The sequence below is a fragment of the Agromyces sp. NPDC058136 genome (assembly GCF_042884375.1).
In the GTDB taxonomy this organism is placed as follows: Bacteria; Actinomycetota; Actinomycetes; order Actinomycetales; family Microbacteriaceae; genus Agromyces.
The window spans coordinates 164,196-185,605 of sequence record NZ_JBHVUA010000003.1 but is presented as its reverse complement, the minus strand read 5'-3'; the positions used below and the strand labels follow the sequence as shown (position 1 = coordinate 185,605).

General features: G+C 70.3%; 18 protein-coding genes. 4 read left to right on the top strand and 14 right to left on the bottom strand.

Going from position 1 to position 21,410, the window contains the following annotated elements; genetic code table 11:
* Positions 1–38: 38 nt before the first annotated feature.
* From ACFVTX_RS10335 to ACFVTX_RS10315, 5 genes are all read right to left on the bottom strand, one after another.
* Positions 39–410, bottom strand: a complete 372-nt coding sequence (locus ACFVTX_RS10335) for a hypothetical protein (protein ID WP_386899722.1) — start codon at positions 408–410, stop codon at positions 39–41.
* Between the two features lie 92 nt (positions 411–502).
* Positions 503–2,014: an MATE family efflux transporter gene (locus ACFVTX_RS10330; RefSeq protein WP_386899720.1), complete on the bottom strand. Its 1,512-nt coding sequence runs from the start codon at positions 2,012–2,014 to the stop codon at positions 503–505.
* Between the two features lie 162 nt (positions 2,015–2,176).
* On the bottom strand, positions 2,177–3,103 hold the full coding sequence (locus tag ACFVTX_RS10325) for a methyltransferase family protein (protein ID WP_386899718.1): 927 nt from the start codon (positions 3,101–3,103) through the stop codon (positions 2,177–2,179).
* Positions 3,096–3,626, bottom strand: a complete 531-nt coding sequence (locus ACFVTX_RS10320; RefSeq protein WP_386899716.1) for a putative immunity protein — start codon at positions 3,624–3,626, stop codon at positions 3,096–3,098. The genes ACFVTX_RS10325 and ACFVTX_RS10320 overlap by 8 nt, the downstream gene beginning before the upstream one ends.
* A gap of 33 nt (positions 3,627–3,659) precedes the next feature.
* Entirely contained in the window at positions 3,660–4,103 is a 444-nt protein-coding gene (locus ACFVTX_RS10315; protein ID WP_386899714.1) for a YdeI/OmpD-associated family protein, read from the bottom strand.
* A 64-nt stretch (positions 4,104–4,167) separates the two neighbouring features.
* On the opposite strand from ACFVTX_RS10315, the gene ACFVTX_RS10310 reads away from it, so the two are divergent.
* Positions 4,168–4,533 (top strand): cupin domain-containing protein, encoded by a 366-nt coding sequence (locus ACFVTX_RS10310; RefSeq protein ID WP_386899713.1) that lies wholly within the window; start codon positions 4,168–4,170, stop codon positions 4,531–4,533.
* 93 nt (positions 4,534–4,626) lie between these two features.
* Here ACFVTX_RS10310 and ACFVTX_RS10305 read toward each other — a convergent pair whose 3' ends face one another.
* From ACFVTX_RS10305 to ACFVTX_RS10280, 6 genes are all read right to left on the bottom strand, one after another.
* On the bottom strand, positions 4,627–5,220 hold the full coding sequence (locus ACFVTX_RS10305; protein ID WP_386900384.1) for a GNAT family N-acetyltransferase: 594 nt from the start codon (positions 5,218–5,220) through the stop codon (positions 4,627–4,629).
* On the bottom strand, positions 5,211–5,921 hold the full coding sequence (locus ACFVTX_RS10300) for a VOC family protein (RefSeq protein ID WP_386899711.1): 711 nt from the start codon (positions 5,919–5,921) through the stop codon (positions 5,211–5,213). The genes ACFVTX_RS10305 and ACFVTX_RS10300 overlap by 10 nt, the downstream gene beginning before the upstream one ends.
* Before the next feature lie 156 nt (positions 5,922–6,077).
* The gene (locus tag ACFVTX_RS10295; protein WP_386899709.1) at positions 6,078–6,842 is read right to left on the bottom strand and encodes an ABC transporter permease; all 765 of its coding nucleotides are present in this window, start codon (positions 6,840–6,842) and stop codon (positions 6,078–6,080) included.
* Positions 6,842–7,624: an ABC transporter ATP-binding protein gene (locus tag ACFVTX_RS10290; RefSeq protein ID WP_386899708.1), complete on the bottom strand. Its 783-nt coding sequence runs from the start codon at positions 7,622–7,624 to the stop codon at positions 6,842–6,844. Before ACFVTX_RS10290 ends, ACFVTX_RS10295 begins: the two co-directional genes overlap by 1 nt.
* On the bottom strand, positions 7,621–7,986 hold the full coding sequence (locus ACFVTX_RS10285; RefSeq protein ID WP_386899706.1) for a DUF1048 domain-containing protein: 366 nt from the start codon (positions 7,984–7,986) through the stop codon (positions 7,621–7,623). The genes ACFVTX_RS10290 and ACFVTX_RS10285 overlap by 4 nt, the downstream gene beginning before the upstream one ends.
* A 2-nt stretch (positions 7,987–7,988) precedes the next feature.
* A complete protein-coding gene (locus ACFVTX_RS10280; RefSeq protein ID WP_386899704.1) occupies positions 7,989–8,327 on the bottom strand; it encodes a PadR family transcriptional regulator in 339 nt (112 codons plus the stop codon).
* A 203-nt stretch (positions 8,328–8,530) separates the two neighbouring features.
* Here ACFVTX_RS10280 and ACFVTX_RS10275 point away from each other — a divergent pair, with 203 nt between their 5' ends.
* Positions 8,531–9,502 (top strand): hypothetical protein, encoded by a 972-nt coding sequence (locus tag ACFVTX_RS10275; RefSeq protein WP_386899702.1) that lies wholly within the window; start codon positions 8,531–8,533, stop codon positions 9,500–9,502.
* 251 nt (positions 9,503–9,753) lie between these two features.
* A complete protein-coding gene (dinB, locus tag ACFVTX_RS10270; RefSeq protein WP_386899700.1) occupies positions 9,754–10,950 on the top strand; it encodes a DNA polymerase IV in 1,197 nt (398 codons plus the stop codon).
* A 321-nt stretch (positions 10,951–11,271) separates the two neighbouring features.
* Here dinB and ACFVTX_RS10265 read toward each other — a convergent pair whose 3' ends face one another.
* Together ACFVTX_RS10265 and ACFVTX_RS10260 are read right to left on the bottom strand one after the other, a co-directional pair.
* Entirely contained in the window at positions 11,272–16,932 is a 5,661-nt protein-coding gene (locus ACFVTX_RS10265) for a family 1 glycosylhydrolase (protein ID WP_386899698.1), read from the bottom strand.
* 77 nt (positions 16,933–17,009) lie between these two features.
* A complete protein-coding gene (locus ACFVTX_RS10260; RefSeq protein WP_386899696.1) occupies positions 17,010–18,272 on the bottom strand; it encodes an MFS transporter in 1,263 nt (420 codons plus the stop codon).
* Between the two features lie 86 nt (positions 18,273–18,358).
* On the opposite strand from ACFVTX_RS10260, the gene ACFVTX_RS10255 reads away from it, so the two are divergent.
* Positions 18,359–19,546: a TetR/AcrR family transcriptional regulator gene (locus tag ACFVTX_RS10255; protein WP_386899694.1), complete on the top strand. Its 1,188-nt coding sequence runs from the start codon at positions 18,359–18,361 to the stop codon at positions 19,544–19,546.
* A 1-nt stretch (position 19,547) separates the two neighbouring features.
* Here the strand turns inward: ACFVTX_RS10255 and dnaB are convergent, their stop codons facing one another.
* Positions 19,548–20,921, bottom strand: a complete 1,374-nt coding sequence (dnaB, locus tag ACFVTX_RS10250) for a replicative DNA helicase (protein WP_386900382.1) — start codon at positions 20,919–20,921, stop codon at positions 19,548–19,550.
* Positions 20,922–21,410 lie beyond the last annotated feature (489 nt).

Sequence of the window (21,410 nt, the reverse complement as noted above, 5' to 3'; positions counted from 1 at the left end):
CGGCCCCGGCCACCCGTCGCGTCAGGTCGAGCTGCCGCTCAGCGGGCGCGGGTGAATCGGCTTGCGCCGATGATCATCGCCAGGCCGGCGCCGATCGCCGACACGAGCGGCACCGCGGCCACCGCGAGCGCGATCGTGTTGGGGCGGAACCTCAGTCCGTCGGGTCCGGCGATGTACGCCCCGATCGGCACGGCGTAGCCACCGCCACCGCCACCACTGCCTTCACCCCGACCGCCCGGGGTCTTCTCGGTCTCCGGCATGTCACCGGAGCCCTCACCCCCGCCGAAGCCGAAGGCCACGAGCGCGACCGGGACGAACTCGCGCCCGTCGATCGTCGTCTTCTCGCCGTACGCCACCTTGGCGCCCCACCTGGGCACCGAATCCGCCAGGTTCTCGATGAGCTTGGTCATGCGCTCGACGGTACGCTCGTTGCCCGCTCGCGGCTATCCCCACCACGGGGCGCTGTGCGGCAGCGCGCCGCGATCCGCCCGTCAGCCGCCCGTCAGCCCCGCTCGACGCTCGGCGTGAGGTCGGGGTCCTGGTCGTCTTCGATCGACAGGGCCGCCGCATCGGGCCGCTGCACCGGCACCGATCCCGTCACGACCGCATCGACCGTCATCGAGCCGTCGACCGGCCCGATCACCGCGATCGGAGTGGTCGGCGTCGGCGCGAGCGGCTCGACCGGCAGCCGCCCGAGGCGCCGGTGCTCGCGGATGTAGGCGGGCACGAGCAGTGCGACCGACCCCAGCCAGGCGAGCGGGTTGCTCAGCACGACCCCCACGAAGCCGAACATCGTGCCCAGCACGACGGCGGCCACGACCCGCATCACGAGCTCGATGACCCCCGTCACCGTCGGCACGACGGTGTAGCCGAGGCCTTGCAGCACCCCACGCAGGATGAACAGCACGCCGAGCAGCGAGTAGGTGAAGCCGTCGATGGAGAGCATGAGGGTCGCGGCTTCGACCACGGCATCCGACCCCTCCCCGACGAAGAGGCGCACGAGCTGCTCGCCGAACAGGATGAGCAGGGCGCCGACCGCCACGGCGGCGCCGATCGCCATCCAGGTCGCCTGCACGACGCCGCGACGGACCCGGTCGGGCCGCTTGCCGCCGAGGTTCTGCGCGGCGAACATCGAGGCGGCCAGGCCCAGCGAGGAGAGCAGGGCGACCGCGATCGACTCGACCCGCGAGCCCAGCGTGAAGGCGGCGACCGCGTCGGCGCCGAGCTCGTTCAGCGCCACCTGGACGGTGAGGGTGCCGATCGCGATGATCGAGGTCTGCACGCCCATCGCCATGCCGATGCGCAGGTGCTCGCGCACCTCGCCGCCCGAAACCCGCCAGTCGGTGCGGCGAAGGCGCAGCACGGGCAGGCGCCGACGCACGTACACCAGGCAGAGCACGACCGAGACGCCCTGGGCGACGACCGTCGCCCAGGCGGCGCCGGCCACGCCCCAGCCGAGCGGACCCACCATGAGCACGACGAGCCCGACGTTCAGCCCGCACGCGACGGTGAGGAAGACGAGGGGGGTGCGCGAGTCGCCGAGCGCCCGGATCACCGCAGAGAGGTAGTTGAAGAACATCACGGCGGATGCCCCGAGGAAGCTGACCTGCGTGAACACGGTCGCCTCGGCGACGAGCTCTTCAGGGGTCTGCAGGAGCCGCAGCGTCGGCTCGGCCAGGAACGGCGCGCCGACGGTGAGCGCTGCGCTCATGACCGCGGTGATCATCGTGCCCGTCGCCACCGAACGGCGCACGGCGTCATGGTCGCCCGCGCCGAACGCCTGTGCCGTGGGGATGGCGAATCCGGAGGTCACACCCCATGCGAACCCGAGCAGCAGGAACAGCAGCGAGCCGGTCGCGCCCACAGCGGCCAGCGAGTCGATGCCGAGGTATCGCCCGACGACGACCGCGTCGGCGACCTGGTAGAGCTGCTGCACGATGTTCCCGATGAGCAGCGGGGTCGCGAAGACGAGGATGACACGCCAAGGGGCGCCGGTCGTGAGGGAGGTGGTCATGTGAACTCTCGGCGGGTCTCTGCGGGGGCTTCAGATGTTTGCGTTGCCAAAGAGTGTATCGAACCGATTCGATGCATGACGCCCGAATCGGGAGCGCACCGCACGCGAATCGCACCGCCCCGTGCACCTGTCACAGGATCCACCCCCACTGCGACGAGCACGTCAGGCGCGGGGCGTCCCGAGCCTGCCGGCCCCCGCGAACCTCGGCACCCAGCACCGCACCGCCGCGCGATACCGGCGGAACTCGTCGCCGAATCGGGCCTCCAACTCGAATTCCTCGAGTGGGCGCACCACGAAGTTCCAGAACAGGCCGCCCGCGACCGCGTACACGACGACCAGCCACGAACCGAGCATGAGCCCGACCGCGACGCCTTGAGTGATGCCCGCCACCGCCATCGGATTGCGCACGAGTCGATACGGCCCCGCGATCACCAGGAGGTTCGCGGTCGCCGCGGGCAGGGGGGTGCCGGCGCCGCGGGTCGACATCGCGACCGCCGACCAGATGCCGAGGGCGCTCGCGAGCCCGAACATGACGGCGCCGAACGGCAGCAGCCAGTCGGGTACGGGCACGGCGAGACCCCATCGCCGTTCCAACCAGGCGATCGCCACCGGCACCACCCCGAGGAGGAGTCCCCAGAAGATGACGAGCTGCAGGGCGGTCGCGGCGAGGTGCGCGCCCGGCTTCGCCGTCGCGTCCGCGCGGTGGAATCGGAATGGCCCGACGAGCATCCACTCGGTCGGCACCCGCCCCAGCGCCATCAGGCAGAGCGCCACCACGGATGCCACGGACGCCGCCGCCATGAGCAACACGCCCCAACCGGCCTCGCCTGCGACGGTCGCATGCACCGCCAAACCCCCGGTGACGATCAACGTCCACCCCGTCGCGACGAACGCCGCCGCACGCACGCCGCACGCGGCGATCGCAGAGGCGCCGACGAAGAGCGGCAGGTCGAGCACGGCGACGACCACCGGGTCGAGCCCGCCCAGGGTGGCCTCCCGCACGAAGGGCACCGTGAACACTGCGATCCACCACGCCAGACCGGCGACGGCCTGCACGCCGAAGTACGCCCGGCCGAGCCGTTCAGTCATCGAAGACGTGCCAGCAGATCGGACTCCGACGCAGCTGGTCCTCGAGCACGAGTTCGCGGATCTCGGTCGGCAGCTGGGCGCGCTGCCAGTCGCGCTCCGCGAGCCGCGCGGGCCCCGCGGCATCCGCCCCGCCCTGCTCGGTCGCCGCCGCGGCCGCCGCCCTGATCGCGTACGCCGCGGCACCGAGCTCGTGCTCGGCCACATGCGCAACTGCGACGGCCTGCCCGACCGACAGGGCGGCGAATTTCACCGGGGCCGGCTGGTCGCGCCCGGCGGCGTTCGCGTGGAACGCCGCGCGGTGCGCCTCGCGCATGGGCACCTCGCCCCGCACCCACGCGCGGGCGACCTCGAGCACCTCCCGCGGACGCGGGTCGTCGCGCCGGGCGCGCTCGAAGAGCGGCAGCACGTGCTCGGCGCAGGCGATCGCCCACTCGGCGAGCCGCCGGTGGTCGTCGTCGCTCAGGGTTCCGCCACGACGGATCGTGACAAGCCGCGGATCGCGTTCTTTCGGAAGGATCGGCACCCTGCCATTCCTACCACCGCGCGGATCTCGGCATCAGGCGCCTCGCAGCTCGGCGAGCAGCTTCTCGACGCGCCGCACGCGGGTGTCGGCGCCCTTCGCCTGCTCGATCACGCGCACGTGCTGGCGTCGCTGACTCGGAGTGAGCCGGTCGAACGCGGCGCGCGCGGCCCGGTCGGCCTCGAGGGCCTCGCTGAGCTCGGGCGGTTCGTCGACGGTGATCGGCGCGGTGTCGAGCTCGAGGTCGATCACGACCTCGTCGCCGACCTGCGCGCCGGTCGCGGCGCGGTTCGCGTTGCTGAACCCGATGAGGTCGCGCCCGCGCATGATCGCGATGCGGGTGTGCCACGAATGATCGCCGATCGTGACCACGACCCTCGGGCGCGCCCCGCCGCCGAGCGCCTCGACGACCTCGGGCGGCACCTCGAGGCCGCGCATCTTCTCGTGCGGTTCGACGATCGCGGTGAACTGCTCTGCCATGGGCCCATCCTGCCCGGAGGGCGACCCCTCGCGGCATCCGACCCGCCCTCGTAGGCTCGACCCCGTGAGCGAAGACGTGCGCAATCTCAAGACGGCCCTCGACTCGATCGCCGAGCCCTGGCAGCCGCACCGGCTGGCGAGCGTCGACGAGACCGAGGTCAAGGTGGTCAAGCTCCTCGGCGAGTTCGTCTGGCACACCCACCCCGACGCCGACGAGCTGTTCCTGGTGCTGAGCGGCGAGCTCACAATCCAACTGCGCGACCGCGATGTCGTGCTCGGCCCCGACGACGTCTTCGTGGTGCCGAAGGGCGTCGAGCACTGCCCGCGCGCCGACGCCGAGGTGCACGCCGTGCTCATCGAGCGCCGCGGCACCGTCAACACCGGCGACGCCGGGGGTGAGCGGACCTCGCCGCTGCGCGAGCTCGACTGACCGGTTTCACCAGGTGGAACGACGACGCCGCCCGCACCCGGTGAGAGGCCGGGCGGATGCCACCCGGCGGGTGCGGATCGGACGCCCCGGGCCTCAGCCGTGGGCCGGGTGCACCGTCTTCCGCATCACCGTCTTGCTCTTGCCGATGTGACGCTCGAAGGTGAACCCGGCCTTCTCGAACATGGCCCTCGTGCCGTTGTGGAGAAATGAGGACGACGTCTTCCTGCCGGGCGCGAGCTCGTTCGGGAACGAGACCACCTCACCCCCGCCGGCCTCCGCGATCAGCTCGAGCGCGCCATCCAGTGCCTCGCGGGCGACCCCCGTTCGTCGGTGGTCGCGGTCGACGAAGAAGCAGGTGATGCGCCACGGTGCCGGCTTCATCTCGCCCGCGTCGTATTGCTTGCGGTGGTAGATGTTCGGCAGCTCGAGCGGACTGCCGAACTCGCACCACGCGATCGCGTCATCGCCGTCGAAGACGAGCGCGGCGTGCGCGACCCCCTCCGCCACAAGACGCTGCTTGAACGTCGGCCGATCGTGCTCGTCCTTCACGGTCTGCTCGGTGTCGTCGTGGAAGTACGAGCAGTAGCACCCGCCCCAGACTCCGTTGTGCTTCTGCGCGAGCGCCAGCCACGCCGGGAAGGTCTCGGGCGTGAGCGGCCTGATCACGTGCGAGGTCGTCACGGGGATCGCGTCGCAGGGGGTTGGGCGACGCAGAGGACGCCGGTGTTGCCGTCGGGGTCGGCGATCACGGTGAGCGACGGCGCGTCGCTGTTGTCGAGGATGGTCCCGCCCGCAGCCACGGCAGCGGCGATCCTCTGCTCGGCCACCTCGGGTGCAACGTAGACCTCGATGTGGAGGCGCTGACGCGGGGTCTCGTGCTCATCGGCCTCCCCGAACCACAGGTTCGGCACGCGCCCCGTGGCATCCCGGATCTCATCGCTGGGCGAACCGTGCCCCTGGGAGTCGGCGTGCCCCGTCAGCAGGGCGGCCCACACCGGGGCGATGGTCGCAGATCGCCCCGTGTCGAGGCCGAGCTCGACGACGCTGACCGAAGCCGGGTCGGCCTCGATCTCGTGGTCGGCAGCGATCTCCGTGATCCGCCGCGCGAGGTCGACATCCTGCCGGGTCACCCATTCGACGACGTGTTCGGTGCCCTCGTCGTCGCGGTAGACGGCGTCGGGGCTGACCAGCTTGAGATCGACGTATCCGCTGCCGATCGACACGCTCGGGTGGTGACCGAGCGCATCGCCCGCTTCGCCGACCGCCACGACGAACCTTGCGCCGGTGCCGAAGTCGGTGACCAGGTAGCGGGCATGCAGCCCCTGGGCCAGCTTCCGCCAATCGGCCAGCTGCGCCGCAGCGATCTCCTCGCCCTTCAGCATGTCCATGCTCGGAGACCCTATCTGGGATTCAGGCGTGCCGCTCGATTGATTTTCACGACCTCATCAGGCCCGCCGGCGTCGACCTGGACACCCCGCAACGACGACACCGCCCGTACCCCTGAGGGGCCGGGCGGTGTTCGAGGTGTTTCGCTCGAGGAGCCGTCAGCTCATCTTGCGCTTGTAGATCGCGATCGCCCAGACGTAGGCGACGACGAGGATGCCGACGAGCCAGGCCAGCGCGACCCAGATGTCACTGCCGACGGGCTGGCCCGCGAACAGTGCCCGGATCGAGTTCACGATCGAGGTCACGGGCTGGTTCTCGGCGAACCAGGCGACCGGGGCGGGCATCGAGTCGGTCGGCACGAAGGCCGAGCTGATGAACGGGAGGAAGATCAGCGGGTAGCTGAAGGCGCTCGCGCCGTCGACGGTCTTCGCCGAGAGGCCGGCGATCACGGCGAGCCAGGTCAGGGCGAGGGTGAAGAGCACGAGGATGCCCGCCACCGCCAGCCACACCGCCACGGATGCCCCGGTGCGGAAGCCCATGAGCAGCGCGACGCCGATGACGATCGCGACCGAGATCAGGTTCGAGACGAGCGAGGTGAGCACGTGCGCCCAGAGCACGCTCGACCGGGCGATCGGCATCGACTGGAACCGCTCGAAGATGCCGCCCTGCATGTCGAGGAACAGCCGGTACGCGGTGTAGGCGATACCCGACGCGATCGTGATGAGCAGGATGCCGGGGAGCATGTAGTCGATGTACGACTCGTCGGACCCCGTGTTGATCGCCCCGCCCAGCACGTAGGTGAAGAGCAGCATCAGCGCGATCGGGGTGACCGCGGTGGTGATGATCGTGTCGGGGCTGCGGAGGATGTGGGTGAGCGAGCGGCCGGTGAGAACCCGGGTGTCGCTCAGGACGTGGGTGGTCATCATGAATCCTTTCCGTTGTCGGGCCCTGCGCCGACGAGCGTGAGGAAGACCTCTTCGAGCGTCGGCTGCTTCTCGACGTACTCGACCGTGGCGGCCGGGAGGAGCTGCTTGAGTTCGGCGAGGGTGCCGTTCTGGATGATCGTGCCCTCGTGGAGGATGGCGATGCGGTCGGCGAGCTGCTCGGCCTCGTCGAGGTACTGCGTCGTGAGCAGCACGGTCGTGCCGCGGTCGGCGAGCTCCTTGACGGTCTGCCACACCTCGATGCGCGCCTGCGGGTCGAGCCCGGTCGTCGGCTCGTCGAGGAAGATGATCGGCGGGTTGCCGATCAGGCTCATCGCGATGTCGAGCCGGCGGCGCATGCCACCCGAGTACGTGCCGGCCTTGCGGCCGCCGGCCTCCGTGAGCGAGAAGCGCTCGAGCAGGTCATCGGCGATCGCGCCCGGGTTCTTGAGGTGCCGCAGCTTCGCGATGAGCACGAGGTTCTCGCGACCGCTGAGCACCTCGTCGACCGCGGCGAACTGCCCGGTCAGGCTGATCGACTCGCGGACGTCGCCGGGCGCACCGGCGACGTCGAAGCCGTGCACGGTCGCGGTGCCGGCGTCGGACTTCAGCAGCGTCGACAGGATGCGGACGAGGGTGGTCTTGCCGGCGCCGTTCGAGCCGAGCAGGGCGAAGATGCTGCCCCGCGCGACGTCGAAGTCGACGCCCTTCAGCACCTGGAGGTCTTTGAACGACTTCTCGATGCCCTGAACCCGGATGGCGGGCTCGGTGACGGTGGTCATGACTGCTCCTTCTTCGCCTCGTCGATCGCCGTGTTCAGGCGAGCGCGCTCCTTGTCGATCCACTGCTTGCCGCCGTACGCCTGCGTGAACTCCTCGGCGAAGGCGACGGGGTCGTCGCCGACGATCTCGCTGACGGGCGTGCCGTCGATCGCCGCGCGCTCCCACAGGTCGGCGAAGTCCTCGAGCATCTTCACCATGGTCTCGCCGTCGGTGATACCGCCGGCGTACATGAAGTACCGGTCGAGCGCCTTGGCGCTGCCGCGGTAGGGCTCGGGGAGGGCCTCGATGCGGGCCTTGTACTGCTTGTACTGCTTCTTCTGCTCGAGCGAGCCGGTCAGCGTTTCGATCCACTTTGCAGCCATGATCAGTTCTCCAGTTCGTTGGTGTGGTGGAGCTGTTCGATACGTTCTGCGAGGAAGCTCCATGTCCTCCAGAACTCTGCGAGTTCGCCTCGGCCCTGCTCGTTGAGCGTGAAGACCTTGCGCGGCGGGCCCTTCTCGGAAGGCACCTTCTCGACGTCGACGAGACCGCGCTGTTCGACCCGCACCAGGAGGGCGTAGATCGTGCCCTCGGCGATGTCGGTGAAGCCGCGCTCTCGCAGCCGCGCCGTGATGTCGTAGCCGTAGGCCGGCTGCTCGGCGAGGATCGCGAGGACGATGCCCTCGAGCGTGCCCTTGAGCATCTCGGTCATCTGCTTGCCCATGGAACGCTCCCTTCTGCTTGCTATTCAGTGTTACTGGTAATCAGTGTTGCTGACTACCACTACAAAGTAACACTGACTACCGGTACTTAGCAACACCGAATACCAAAATTCTTCGAAGTCGTTGCGAAGGGTGAGCAGCCGGTGTTCGCGCGCGCGAAACGGATGCCGCTGAGCGCGTGCCGCGAGATTGGTAGTTTCGGGTCATGAAAGCTCTCGCTGCTGTCCGTGTCGATCTCGGGGAGGGTGCTCTCGCGTTCCCGAAGCCGCCGACGGTCTGCCTCCGCGCCGATGGTTCAGCGCTCTGCGTCGCCACTCTGCGAACGAGTGCCGGCTGGGAGACGGCGCTGGTCCACGTGAGTGCGTCCGGTGAACAGGTACGGATGCCGCTCCTCGAAGGCTCGTTCGGTGCGCAGCCGGTGATCATCGACCGTGGCGACTCGGGGATCGTGGTGCTCATCGACGACCGAACGGCAGTGATGTTCGACGAGGCGTTCACGTCGTCCCAGACAGTCGAGATCCTCGACCGCGTCAATGTGGCGGGTCGCGACCGCCAGCTCACCGCGGGCGGTATCGCTCGCCGGGCGGAGAACGGGAACTGGCTGGTCGTTCTGACCGATCCGGGGACCTTCCAGAACGCGCGCACGATCGCTGAACTCCGCATCGACGACGCGGTTCCGGCTTGGGAAGCGGTCGATCTGCTCACCGGCAGCGAATACCCGATGGCGGGCGGGCGTATGACGACTGCGCCGGGCGGTACGAAAGCCCCGATCATCGGCGATGTGATCGACGTCGCCGGAACCCGTTTCGTCGCCGCCCAGGGGAGTGACACGGCGAGCCTGCTCAAGTACGGATCCGACTTCTTCACCCTCGCGGAACTCGACGCCGAGGGGCGCGTCGCGCGACGCCTCTACGAGGAGCGCGGCTGGAAGAAGCAGCCCGGCAAGCATGGCGTCCGGGCGCGATTCACCTCGGATGGGACCTCGGCGATCTTGACGCCCGTGTTCCGCACCGGGGACTGGGGCGGACGGCAACGCCTCATCGGACTCGCAGATGGATCGCTCGAGGAGATCGCACCGGTCCGGGGCGGCTCGAAGTTCGCCCTCGTCGATGTGCGCGGCGATCGTTCCGTGCTCGTTTCAGACGACGAGCTGCTGTTCGCCGACGCGTCCGATTGAACAAGAACATCCGGTCTCGAGCGAGCACCGAGCCTGACTCGACGGCGACGGATGACGACATCGGCGCCAATGCCGGCTGCGGATGCCTCGGCGAACGCTTGGAGACGGGTGGCAAACGGCGACGGCGCAGTATGTCGGCGGCCCATGCGACGATCCTCCCGTTGATCGAGGCCGCGATCGGGGCGCGATCGCGGCCCGGCTCACAGTGATCGGTCGACGTCCGAACGGCGGATCGAGCGACGGGAGACGCCATGCGAGGCGAGGCGACCGTGCTGCACGCCGACCTCGACGCGTTCTACGCCTCGGTCGAACAACGCGACGCGCCTGCCCTGCGCGGCCGCCCCGTCATCGTCGGCGGTGGCGTCGTACTGGCCGCGAGCTACGAGGCGAAGGCACGGGGGGTGCGTACCGCGATGGGCGGGCGGCAGGCGCGCGAGCTCTGCCCCGACGCCATCGTGGTGCCGCCCCGCATGGACGCGTACTCGGCGGCGAGCAAGGAGGTCTTCGCGATCTTCCGCGACACGACCCCGCTCGTCGAAGGCATCTCGATCGACGAGGCCTTCCTCGAGGTCGGCGGACTGCGCCGGCTCTCGGGGACGCCCGAGGAGATCGCCATGCGGCTCCGGGCCCGCGTCCGCGCTGAGGCAGGGCTCGCTATCTCGGTCGGCGTCGCGCGAACCAAGTTCCTCGCGAAGGTCGCGAGCGCCGTGAGCAAGCCCGACGGGCTGCTCATCGTCGAGCCCGAGCGCGAGCAGGAGTTCCTGCTCCCCCTCCCGGTCGAACGTCTCTGGGGCGTGGGTGCCGTCACGGCCGAGAAGCTTCACCGGCTCGGCATCCGAACCGTCGGCGAACTCGCCGAGCTCGAGGCCGCGACGGCCGAACGGCTGCTGGGTCGCGCGGTCGGCGCGCACCTCCACGCACTCGCCCGCTTGCGCGACCCCCGACCCGTCGACACGACCCGGCGCCGCGGATCCATCGGGTCGCAGCGAGCCCTCGGCTCGCATCCGAGGTCGCCCGAGGAGCTCGACCTCATCCTCACGCAGATCATCGACCGGCTCGCGCGCCGGTTGCGTGACCGCGACCGCGCTTGCCGGTCGGTCGTCCTCCGCCTCCGCTTCGGCGACTTCACGAGGGCGACGCGCTCGCGCAGCCTGCGCACGCCGACCGACCGCACCTCGGTGCTGCTGGGCCTCGCCCGGGGTCTCCTCGACGCTGCGCAGCCGCAGATCGACGCCCGCGGCATCACCCTGATCGGCGTGTCCTTCTCGCAGCTGTCCCGCGTCGACGAGATGCCCCCTGAACTCCCGATCGACTGGGGCGACGGGCACCGCCTCGACACCGTACTCGACAGCGTGCGCGACCGCTTCGGTGCGACATCGGTCTCCCGCGCCGCCCAGCTCGGCCGCAACCCCGGGATCGAGGCGCCGCTGCTGCCCGAGCACGAGTAGCGAGCCTTTCATCTCGGGTGGCGGGGCACTCGACCCAGGGCCGACACGGCGACGCTCGAGGGGCGGATCTGCATCGGCGCCATGTCGGCGGACTTAGAGAGAAGGGGTTCGGAGGCGAGCCGTTCAGCCACGCGCAGCGGCGGATGCCTGGGCGTGCACTCGGAGACGGGAGCGCTCGAGGGGCGGACCGCACTCGACCGTGCAGCGGCCTCGCGGTGAATCCGAGCGCGTGTTCAGCGGCGGGGTGGCGGGCTGCCCCGACGGGAATGCCTCGCGGCGGCCGTGCGGGGCTGCGAATTCTCGCAGCCCCGCACGAGCGGGTCACTCGGCGACGGCCGCGAGGCGGTCGGTGAGCAGCTGCGCCGTCTCGGCGGGGATCTGGCCGGCCGCCATCGTGAGCACGGTCGCGAGCGGCATCGCCTTGATCATCCCGAGCATCGGGTGGGTGGCGAGGTCGGGCACGGTCTGCTCGATCACGGTCCGGGTCACGGGGTGGTCGAGCAGATCGCCGAGCGTGCTCGCCGCGGTCGGCACCGGGCAGGCCGCGGCATCCCGCACCGCGCCGGCCGGGACCGCCGCGTCCGCTGGGACGACCGTGCGCGGCACGAAGTCGCTGCGGATCCCGAAGGCGACGTCGTCGGGCCCGGCGACGCGCAGCCCCGTCGCCGAGCTCGTGATCTCGAGCGGCAGGGCATCGCCGAGGGCGTCGACGCCGCTGCCGAGCCGCACGGCGTAGCCTCCGGGTTCGACGGCCCAGGCGTGCGACTCGACCGACCAGTGCGCGAACGCCCGCGGCTCGAGGTCGATGGAGATCTCCGTCACCGTTCCCGGTTCGGCGCGGACGACGGCGTAGCCGGCGAGCCAGATCTCGGGCCGGTCGACCGCCGTGGCGCCCGTCCGCGAGAGGTAGGCCTGCACGACCTGCTTGCCTGCGCGCGTCCCGGTGTTCTCGACCTCTGCGGTGACGCGTGCGCCGCCCTCGGCGAGCGTCTCCGCGCCCGCGTTCGTGGTCGTCCACGTCGTGTAGCCCAGGCCGGAGCCGAAGGCGAGCAGCGGCGCCGGATGCCCGGGGCGAGTCCAGGCCCGGTAGCCGATGTCGCCGCGCTCGGCGTACTCGAGCACGCCCTCGTCGGGCTCGACCGTCCACACCGGGACGTCGGCCTCGGCGCGCGGCCAGGTGGTCGGCATCCGACCGCCGGGCTCGCGGTCGCCTCGGATGACGTCGGCGAGGGCGTTGCCGAACTCCTGCCCGGGGAACCACGTCAGCACCACCGCGGCGACCTCGTCGAACCACGGCATGAGCACGGGGGCGCCGGCATTGACGACCACGATCGTGCGGTCGTTGACGGCGGCGACCCGGCGGACGAGCTCGTCGTGGCCCTCGGGCAGGGCGAGCGTGGCGCGGTCGTAGCCCTCCGACTCGATCACCTCGGTGGTGCCGACGACGACGACCGCGACGTCGGCCTCCCGTGCGGCGGCCACGGCGCGCTCCAGCTCGAGCTCGGGCGCGTCGAAGATCTGCTCCTCGCCCAGGGTGAGCGCGGCGAACGGGATTCCATTCGGGAGGTAGGGGGTCAGCAGCACCTCGAGCTGCACGTGCTGGCCTTCGGCGAACTCGAACTCGGCGCGCTGCACCGGCGGGTGCAGCACCGCCTCGACCACGTCGGCGCCGTCGACCGGGTCGACTCTTCCGGAGAAGACGACGTTCCCGTCGACCTTCCACTCGAGGTCGCCGAGACCTGAGACGCCCATACGCCGCGGGCCACCGCCCGGGGCGATGTAGGTGGTCCGCAAGCGGATCTGCGCGGCCATGGCGAGGTTCGCGTCGCCGAACCAGGCGAACCGCCCGCTCGGGAACACCTCCGAGGCGAAGACCGTCCCGTCGGCGTCGAGGTACGAGACGTCGACGCCGGGCTCACCGGCGTGGCTCAGCGATGCGCCCGGCAGGCGCGTGAGGTCGCTCGCGGGCGGCACGCCGACGGTGGACGTCACGTTCGCGTACGCCGCCCGGATGCCATCGAGCGGACTGACCTGGTACGGCGGGAACACGCTCGCGGACCCGCCGCCCTGGCCCCGCCCGGCGAGTGCGTGGTGCCCGATGACGGCGATGCGCTGCCCCTCGTCGGCGAGCGGGAGGAGGCCGGTGTTGCGCGCGAGGACCATGCCGTCGGCAGCCGCTTCGCGCAGGATCTCTGCGACGTCCTCGTCGACCCACGGCTGCGGGGACTCGGTGTGCGGTGCCGCGTCGAGGGCTCCGACGCGCTCGGCGAGCCGGAGCAGACGGACCACCTTGTCGTCGATGGTTCGCTCATCGACCTCGCCGGCGCGGACCGCGGCGAGCAGGGCGTCGCCCCACGGCCCGTCTGGGCCCGGCATCACGAGGTCCTGAGCCGACGCCGCCGACCGGACCGTATCGGTGACAGCGCCCCAGTCGGAGATCACGACCCCGTCGAAGCCCCACTCGTCCTTCAGGGGCGAGGCGAGCAGCTCGTTCGCCGTGGCGGGGTTCCCGTTGACCCGGTTGTAGGAGGACATGATCATCCAGGCGCCCGATGCCACGGCGCGCTCGAACGGGGCGAGGTAGAGCTCGCGAAGGGTGCGCTCGTCGACGCGGACGTCGACGGTGTGCCGGTCGGTCTCGCTGTCGTTCGCGACGTAGTGCTTCGGCGTCGCGCCGACGCCCTCGGCCTGGACTGCCTCCACGTACGCCGACGCGAGGGTGCCGGTCAGCCACGGGTCCTCGCTGAACGCCTCGAAGTGGCGGCCGCCGCGCGGGCTGCGGTGCAGGTTGATCGTCGGCCCGAGCACCACGTCGACGCCCTTCGAGCGCGCCTCGGCGGCGATGAGCCGGCCGAGGGTGCGCAGCCGGTCGAGGTCCCAGCTCGCTGCGATGCAACTCGCCGAAGGCAGGCTCGCCGAAGGGTCGCGGTCGTCGAGGGCCTGCCCGCGCACGCCCGTCGGCCCGTCGGAGACCACGATGCTCCGCAGTCCTACGGCCGGTTCTTCGTGCAGCGACCAGGCGGAGGCGCCGGTCAGCAGTCGCACCTTCTGCTCCAGGGTGAGGCGGGCGGCGGCGCCCGTGTGACGGGAGGCCGTGCCGTCGACGGTCGACCCCGGCGCGAATGACGCGGTGCCTGCCGGGATCTCCGCGGCGTTCGAGCGGGCGACCTCGCCGAGCCAGGCGAGGCTGGGCTTCGGCCGGCGCTCGAACGTCTCGCGGTCGACGGCGATGAGCCCGAATGTGGGCGCCCAGTGCCCCCACTCGTAGTTGTCGAGGGCCGACCAGTGCAGGTATCCGAGCACCTCGATCCCATCCTCGACTGCCGCGGTGAGGTGGCGCAGGGCCTCGCGGGTGTACTCGATGCGGCGGGCGTCGTCGGCGGTCGCGATGCCGTTCTCAGTGACGAGCAGCGGCTTGCCGGTCACCTCGTGGGCGTGACGCAGGGCGAGGCCGAGTGCGTCAGGGCGGTACGCCCAACCCGTGATCGTGTTGTCGGGGTGCGGCGGGTGCGGCACCGGGCCATCAGCCCCCACCGGCTGCGTCGTGTACGACTGCACGCCGACGAAGTCGTCGTCGCGGGATGCCTCGAGGAAGAGGTCCTCCCAGGCCCAGTTGACCTTCTGGAACATCGCCTCGTTGCCCTCGGTGGGGGTGAAGGCCTGCTGCGCGATCGTCCAGCCGACCTTCGCGGAGGTGCGCTCGCGGAGGATCCGGGTCGCGACGCGGTGCGCCTCGACGAGTCGCTCGCCGAGCTCAGTATCAGGCATGAGCGGGCCGTCCTGGGCGAAGGTGATGCCGCCCGTCAGCGCATCGGCTTCGGCGCCGAGGAACATCTGCATGAGCGCGACCATGTTCGGCTCGTTGATCGTGCAGACCCACTCCACGTCGCCGAGGATCGCCGACACCTTCTCGATGTAGAGGCCCCAGCGCTCGAGCGCGTCGTCGCCCATCCAGCCGCCGGCCTCGGCGAACCAATACGGCGAGGTGAAGTGGTGCAGCGTCACGACCGGCTCGAGTCCGAGGCTCCGCGCGGTGTCGATCATGCGGCGGTAGTGCGCGAGCTGCGCGTTCGACCAGCGGCCCTTCTCGGGCTCGATGCGCGCCCATTCGATCCCGAAGCGGTAGGCGTTCAGGCCCGCGTCGGCGAGCAGCCGCATGTCCTCGGGGTAGCGGTGGTAGCTGTCGTCCGCATCGCCCGAGTACTCGGCCATGATCGGCCCGCTTCCCTCCATCCGCCAGATGTCGCTCGAGACGTTGTTGCCCTCGACCTGATGGGCGGAGGTCGAGGCTCCCCAGAGGAAGCCGTCGGGGACGCGTGACATGGAGGTCTCCTTCTGCGCGGGCTCGCCGCGCCAGTCGATGGACGAGGTGTGGTGGAACGTGAGGCCCTCGCGCCGCCAGGCGGGCGCCTGCGCGCCCAGGCGCTCGCGGAGGTCCGACCAGTCGCGCGCGGGCCCGTGCGCCCAGGCCCGTTGCGCGAGCCCCGGGAGTCGTGGGAGGAGCAGGAAGCTCAGGTCGTCGAAGTCCTGCACCGTCTCGCACCAGACGGCCGCTTCGAAGCCGACGACGTCGAGCTCGGAGGGCGCGTCGATGCCCGGGATCGGGGCAGTGGCCGAGCCCTCGATCGTGACCGCCGGATACCCGGGCATGCCGACGCGGGCGCGCCGGGCCTCACCCTCCTCGTCGGTCGAGGGCTCGGCGTACGGGGCATCCAGGTACGCGAGTCCGGTGCGCGACATGATCACGCGTGCGCGCTTCTCGACGACCCGCTCGGGATCGGCGGCGGAGTCGGCGAAGGCGGCGGCGATGAGTTCCGCGATCTGGGGCGGAAGTGCGGCGAGGAACGGGCTCTCGCCGTCGATGGCGCCGTCGCCGTCGATCCAGAGCTGGATGAGCTCGCCGGGCGCCGAGTCGGCCCGGATCGCCTCCTGCCAGCCGACGGGCTCCTTCCCGTGCCGCCGGACGACCTCGCGGGCGCGCTGTACGAAGGCGACCTGCTCCTCGTGCGGCATCCCGAATGCCTCGTCGCCGCCGAGATGCAGGAAGCGGCCGGGGGTCAGCGCGGCGACGGCGGAGACGACCTCGTCGACGAAGGCCCACACCTCCTCCTTCTCGGGGTCGAGGTACTGCGGTTGGTGCTCTCCCGACGCGAGCAGGGCGATGGCCTCCAGGGGGTCGCTCGGGAATGCCCACGCCGTTCCCGACCGTGTCAGCTCGGGGTACGCCATGAGCGCCGCCGACGAGTGCCCGGGCAGGTCGATCTCGGGGACGACGGTGATGAACCGCTCCTGCGCGAACTCGACGATCTCGCGGAACTCCGCCTGCGTGAAGTGCGCGCTGCCGGGCGGGGTCAGCTCGGGCCGCGACGGAATCTCGATCCGCCAGCCCTGGTCGTCGGTGAGGTGCAGGTGCAGCACGTTCATGCGATACCGGTCGAGCAGTTCGACGACGCGGAGCACCTCCTGTTTCGTGAAGGTCGCGCGCACGACGTCGAACGAGAGGCCGCGCCAAGCCAGGTTCGGGCCGTCGGCGATCACGGCCGCGGGCAGCGCCAGCCCCGCGGCATCCCGTTCGCTCTGCTCGGCGAGCGCCGCAAGCGTGGTCGCCGCGCGATGAACGCCCGCGGGCGCCGCGCCGACGACCAGGATGCCGTCGGCCGCGAGCGTGAGAGAGGAGCGCTCGTCGCCGAGGTCGGCGCCGTCGGCCGCGACGCCGGTCGCCGGCGGCACGGCCACGAGCAGTTCGTCGTGCGGGTCGACGAGGAGGTGGATGCCGTCGCGGGCAGCCTCGCCGACGACGGGGGCGGCCACGGCGATGCCCGACCAGGCCGCCAGCCGGTCGGCGAGCAGTCGCGCCGACGGGAGCAGTTCGGCGCAGGCGACGGTCAGCGGAGCGCCGGGCCGGATACGGGCGAGGCCCGGTCGCTCTTCGATGGTGCGGGGCACGGGGAGGATGCGCTGGAGCGCGGTGGTGGAGGTCATCTCGTCCTTTCGATGGGTGCGACGGCTGGATCGCCGGGTGCGACGGTGAGGCGGGCAGGTGCGCGGATGCCTCCGCGTCAGCGCACGGAACGGATCGGCAGCACGGCGAGGGCGCCGAGGACGGCGATGCCGCCGACGAGCAGGAACAGCGGCGCGTAGCCGACGGCGAGCACGACGGCGCCTGCGGCGACCGGTGCGACGGTCGTGGGCAGCGTCGCCGCGAGGTTCAGCACGCCGAGGTCCTTGCCGAAGTCCTCCGGGTCGGGCAGCACAGAGGCCATGAGCGCCTGGTCGACGGCGGCGAAGGCGCCGAATCCGATCGTCACGACGATCGTCTGCAGGGCGAGGCCGAGCACCGAGGGCATGAGGAAGGGGATGACCGCGCCGGCGGCGATGATCAGGCCCGAGATGAGGACGAGGGGCTTGCGCCGCCCGAGCCGGTCGGAGAGCGGCCCTGCCACGGCGGTCGCGATGATGAGGCCCGGAAGTCCGGCGAGGCCGAGCAGCGGCACGATCGACGTGGCCTCGGCGAGGCTGAGGCCGACGTAGTCCTGCGCGATGTAGAGGCTGTAGGCGCTGATCATCGTGTAGCCGCCGAACAGCAGGAACCGCCCGGTGAATCCCCAGAAGAAGTCGGGGTAGCGGATCGGGTTCACCCAGAACGCGGAGAGGAAGGCCGTGATGGAGAACGGCTTGCGAGACTCGCTGCGGTTGTCGGCGCCGGGCACGAGCGCGATGAACAGCAGGATGAGCAGGATCGCGACCCCGGCGAGCGACGCGTATCCGACGGGGATGCTCTCGGCGAAGGGCGACGCGAGGATCGGGCCGAGGACGGCGCCCAGCAGCACGCCGAGCCCGACGCCGGTCGAGTAGCGCCCGCGGAACCGCTCGGGGACGCGATCGGGGAGCAGGGCGGAGAACGGACCCTGCCAGGCGTTGTAGCCGAACTGGACGAGCATGACGCAGACCGTGAGCATCGCCACGTTCGTCGCGAATCCGGCCGAGACGAGGGCGACCGTGCCGATCGCGGCGCCGACGAGCATCCACGGGTGGCGGGCGCCCCAGCGGGTGCGGGTGCGATCGGAGAGCACGCCGAAGATCGGCTGCGCGAGCATCGCGGCGACGGCCGAGAGCGTGTTGATCAGGGCGAGGTTCTCGACCTTGGTCTCGGCGTCGAACAGTTGCACCTGGATCGCCATGAAGAAGGCGGTGACGCCGTAGGCGAGCGGTGCGGCCGCGGCGGCGAGGGGTGCGACGCGGAACAGTCGTCGCAGCGAGGGCGGGAGCTTCGTCCCGGCTTGATCGGGTTGCACGAGGGTGTCGGCGGCGTGGTCAGACATCGGTGTCTCCAAGCGGTGGGGGCTGTAGACTGACCACCATAGCGGTAACACTTCGCGTGACCAAGCGATTCGAGATACTGGTGGGCATGACGAGCAAGCGCGGGACGTATCGGACGGGACGGGATCGGATCGAGTCGATCCTCGACGCCGCGCACATGCTGTTCGTCCGCAACGGTTACCGCGCGACGTCATTGCGCGACATCGCCGCGGAGGCCGGGATCTCGCACCCGGCGGTGCTGCGCTACTTCGCGACCCGCGGCGAGATCCTCACCGCGCTGATCACCCGACTCGACGCGCAGTCGGAGCGCATCTGGGGTCAGGGCGAATGGTCCGATCGGGTCGTCCCGAGCGCGGCTGCGGTCGCCCGAGGCAGCGAGGCCGTCCCGGGCTGGATCGAGCTGTTCACCGCGCTGCTCGGCGAGGCGACGAGCCCTGGCCACCCGGGCCACCCGATGATGCTGGAGCGCCGTCAGGAGGCGCAGCGTCGGGGCCGCGCCTTCTTCGAGGCGCACGGGCTCTCGGCCGTCGAGGCCGCCCTGGCCATGACGGAGGTCGTGGCGGGCTGGGAGGGGCTGCAGATCCTCGCGCTGTACTTCCCCGGCCGGATCGACATCCCGGCGCAGCTCGAGGCGTTCGAACGGCGGGTCCCGCACCTCGTGGCGGCATCCTCGCGTCCGCGAACGGCTGCTGCGCAGTCCGAGCCGGTCCTCCCGCCCTCACTCGCCGGTGACGACGCTCGAGCGCGGATCGTCGCGGCGGCCGCGCAGCTCTACGCCGCGCACGGCTACTACGAGACGTCGATGCAGGCGGTCGCCGACGAGGCGGGCATGACCCGCGCGGCGGTGATCCACGTCGCACCCACGAAGCAGGCACTGCTCGAGCTGGTCGTGGCCGCGCTCTACAGTCGCGTCGTCGACGACCCCTGGGTGCTGCGCCTCGACCGCCTGCCTCGTTGGGTGACCGCCGCCGAGATCGTGCTGCTCTGCGAGGCGACGGTGCCGGCCCATCCGTTGCACGACCGGTCCGCCGAGCAACTGGAGTCCACTCGCCGGGAGCTTGCGGCGCTGCTCGAGTCGCAGGGAGTCACCGGAGCCGACGCTGCGGCCGGTGCCGACTGGCAGGTCGCGGTCGGCCTGGGCTGCATGATCGCGTGGCTGTACGAGCCCGACCGCATCGACCCCGACGCAGTGCTCGACGCCGTCAAGGCGCGCATCCTGGGCGAAGCGGCCTCGTCGGATCGGGTTGTCACGTCGACGCGGAACCTGCCGACGTGACCTACATCGGCGCCATGTCGGCGAACTTGGAGAAGTGGCCCTGGAACGCGACCGTGATCGTACGGGTCGGACCGTTACGGTGCTTCGCCACGATGAGGTCGGCCTCGCCGGCACGGGGGCTGTCGCGCTCGTAGGCGGCTTCGCGGTGGAGCAGGATCACCATGTCGGCGTCCTGCTCGATCGAGCCCGACTCGCGCAGGTCGCTGATCGCGGGCATCTTGTCGGCGCGCTGCTCGGGGCCACGGTTCAGCTGCGAGAGGGCGATGACGGGCACCTGCAGCTCTTTGGCGAGCAGCTTGAGCGCACGCGAGAACTCCGACACCTCTTGCTGGCGGCTCTCGACGCGCTTGCCGCTCGTCATGAGCTGCAGGTAGTCGATGACGACCATCTTCAGCCCGACCTTCTGCTTGAGGCGTCGGCACTTCGCACGGATCTCGACGAGGGTCATGTTGGGGGAGTCGTCGATGTAGAGCGGGGAGTTGTCGATGCGGCCGCGGGTCGAGGCGATCGTCGTCCAGTCGCGGGAGTCGACAGTGCCCTTGCGCATGTTCTGCAGGGGCACGTTCGACTCGGCGGAGAGCAGACGCATGGCGATCTCGCTCTTGCCCATTTCGAGCGAGAAGAACACCGAGGGCAGCCCGTTGGTGATCGATGCGGCGCGAGCGAAGTCGAGCGCGAGCGTCGACTTGCCCATCGCGGGTCGGGCGGCGACGATGATCATCTGGCCGGGGTGGAACCCGTTGGTCAGGTCGTCGAGGTCGGCGAAGCCGGTCGGCACACCCGTGAACTTGCCGTCGGTGTGCTTGGCCGCCTCGATCTCGTCGATCGCGACGGTGACGGCCTCCGAGAGCGGCACGTAGTCTTCGGTCTCGACCGAACCGGTGACCGAGTAGATCTCGGCCTGGGCGTTGTTGACGAGGTCGACGACCTCGCCCTCACCGGCGTAGCCCATCTGCACGATGCGGGTGCCGGCCTCGACAAGGCGGCGCAGCAGGGCGCGCTCGGCGACGATCGAGGAGTAGAAGCCGGCGTTCGCGGCGGTCGGCACGAGGCTCGTGAGCGTGTGGAGGTACTCGACGCCGCCGGCGCGCTGCAGGTCGCCGGTCTTGGTGAGCTCGTCGGTGACGGCGATGACGTCGGTCGGCTCGCCGTGCGAGTAGAGGGTGAGCACGGCGTTGAAGATGACCTCGTGCTTCGGCACGTAGAAGTCGATGCCGCGGACGGTCTCGATGACGTCGGCGACGGCGTCCTTCGAGAGCATCATGCCGCCGAGGGCGCTCTGCTCCGCGAGGAGGTCGTGCGGGGGAACGCGTTCGCCCCGTCGGGTCTCTTCACCGTCGACCGGTTCTGCGAGCCCGATGTGCGCGATCGACAACTCCATGACCTCCGATTTTCAGCTCGTGCGGGCGAGCGACCCGCGCCCGCACTCCAGTGTCGTCGGAGCCTCTGACACGGGCTCATCGACGCCAGGAAATCCACTGTTCGAGGGACGCTGCTTCACGATATGGAAGCCTCGTCCACAGCACAAGCCAGCCTGTGGATAACTCTGGGGAGAATCTGGGCGAAACACCGTTCAACATGTGTATTCAACCTGTGGAGAACTGTGGAAATCGTGTGAATTACACGAATTGAATTCTGTAATGATCAGGTGTTTTATCTATACACACCTGTGGGGAAAAACTTCTTCGGCACCTTTCCCCACCGAGTTCTCCACCTGTGTACAACACCCACAGGAAACCCGGATGTGGGGTTGCGCGGCCACGCCGCACGGGTGTACAGCGCATGCCCTGCGAAGCATCGCGCCGAGCGACGCCCGAGAGACGCCGACGGACGCCGAAACGCCCACGCCGCGGCATCCGAACCG

Coding starts and splice junctions, on each gene's coding strand:
- ACFVTX_RS10335 (WP_386899722.1), bottom strand. CDS start 410: ATGACCAAGCTCATCGAGAACCTGGCGGATTCGGTGCCCAGGTGGGGC.
- ACFVTX_RS10330 (WP_386899720.1), bottom strand. CDS start 2,014: ATGACCACCTCCCTCACGACCGGCGCCCCTTGGCGTGTCATCCTCGTC.
- ACFVTX_RS10325 (WP_386899718.1), bottom strand. CDS start 3,103: ATGACTGAACGGCTCGGCCGGGCGTACTTCGGCGTGCAGGCCGTCGCC.
- ACFVTX_RS10315 (WP_386899714.1), bottom strand. CDS start 4,103: ATGGCAGAGCAGTTCACCGCGATCGTCGAACCGCACGAGAAGATGCGC.
- ACFVTX_RS10300 (WP_386899711.1), bottom strand. CDS start 5,921: ATGGACATGCTGAAGGGCGAGGAGATCGCTGCGGCGCAGCTGGCCGAT.
- ACFVTX_RS10295 (WP_386899709.1), bottom strand. CDS start 6,842: ATGACCACCCACGTCCTGAGCGACACCCGGGTTCTCACCGGCCGCTCG.
- ACFVTX_RS10290 (WP_386899708.1), bottom strand. CDS start 7,624: ATGACCACCGTCACCGAGCCCGCCATCCGGGTTCAGGGCATCGAGAAG.
- ACFVTX_RS10285 (WP_386899706.1), bottom strand. CDS start 7,986: ATGGCTGCAAAGTGGATCGAAACGCTGACCGGCTCGCTCGAGCAGAAG.
- ACFVTX_RS10280 (WP_386899704.1), bottom strand. CDS start 8,327: ATGGGCAAGCAGATGACCGAGATGCTCAAGGGCACGCTCGAGGGCATC.
- ACFVTX_RS10275 (WP_386899702.1), top strand. CDS start 8,531: ATGAAAGCTCTCGCTGCTGTCCGTGTCGATCTCGGGGAGGGTGCTCTC.
- dinB (WP_386899700.1), top strand. CDS start 9,754: ATGCGAGGCGAGGCGACCGTGCTGCACGCCGACCTCGACGCGTTCTAC.
- ACFVTX_RS10265 (WP_386899698.1), bottom strand. CDS start 16,932: ATGACCTCCACCACCGCGCTCCAGCGCATCCTCCCCGTGCCCCGCACC.
- ACFVTX_RS10260 (WP_386899696.1), bottom strand. CDS start 18,272: ATGTCTGACCACGCCGCCGACACCCTCGTGCAACCCGATCAAGCCGGG.
- ACFVTX_RS10255 (WP_386899694.1), top strand. CDS start 18,359: ATGACGAGCAAGCGCGGGACGTATCGGACGGGACGGGATCGGATCGAG.